General features: G+C 52.5%; 2 protein-coding genes. Both read left to right on the forward strand.

What is annotated here, in order from left to right; genetic code table 11:
* Positions 1-196 precede the first annotated feature (196 nt).
* Positions 197-358: a hypothetical protein gene (locus NW819_RS13465; protein WP_414349720.1), complete on the forward strand. Its 162-nt coding sequence runs from the start codon at positions 197-199 to the stop codon at positions 356-358.
* 236 nt (positions 359-594) lie between these two features.
* The coding region (locus NW819_RS13470; protein ID WP_414414055.1) for a phycocyanin subunit beta at positions 595-937 on the forward strand (343 nt) is incomplete at its 3' end.

The raw sequence follows: 937 nt of genomic DNA on the forward strand, positions 1-937 counted from the left end.
GAATTCCGCGCGTTTTGTTAAATTATGTATCCTTTATGAGAATGTTCGCTCTGACACTGAAATGGCTCCCTTCCAAGCCGCAAAGCCGCGATTGAGGCTGACATCTTTCTTCACGTTGTAAAGCTAGGTCAAGAAACGTTCTCTTTTGTAAAAAACTGCCGCTACGAAAGATAGGGAGCATTGGCCGGGATCCCAGATGGGAAACAGATTGAAAACCGATCTAAGCCTTTTTGCGCGAGGTAAAGCCGATTTACATTTTTTGATTTCATCGCTTCTTGCCTTCGCGGTAGAAAAAGACTGGAAACAAGGCGAGCCAGCTTCTTCTCGTCTGCCAGTTGAGGTTGCCAGCAGCGGCTGAGGCTTCTTGTCCAAGTCCGATCCCGTAGATAGTGGCCTGGCTCTGGGGGCGAGCTTCGCTTGCTCATCTTGGTTCTATCGGCTTCGATCCCGTCGGCGGTTCTGTGAGTTAAACAGCACCTCTCGGCACTGGGGATCCAAGCGGTGTTGCATTCCTGGCCGGCAGGTGCTCTCTTGTCCGCTGCAGGGAATGTGGATTCATAACCTCTTTTACTTTCGCTAGGGAGATTCAAAACCATGAACGATGTATTTGGCAAAGTTGTTGCCCAAGCTGACTCCAAAGGCGCTTTTTTGGGAGAGAACGAGTTTGCCGCTCTCCAGCAGGTAATTGCTGAGGGGAACAAGCGTTTGGATGCTGTGAACCGCCTCACCAGCAATGCCTCCAAGATCGTGACCGATGCCATCCGTCAGTTGTTTGCCGAGGAGCCCAATTTGAACGCTCCCGGTGGCCCTGCCTACCCCAGTCGTAACGTAGCCGCCTGTATGCGGGACATGGACATTATTCTCCGCTACATCACCTACGCAGTGGCAGCCGGAGATGCCAGTGTGCTGAACGAGCGCTGCCTGAACGGCCTGCGGG

The organism is Synechococcus sp. R8-2 (assembly GCF_047461715.1).
GTDB lineage: Bacteria > Cyanobacteriota > Cyanobacteriia > Thermostichales > Thermostichaceae > Thermostichus.

What these genes read in the sequence shown, in the direction of transcription:
- NW819_RS13465 (WP_414349720.1), top strand. Translation starts at nt 197, where the DNA reads ATGGGAAACAGATTGAAAACCGATCTAAGCCTTTTTGCGCGAGGTAAA.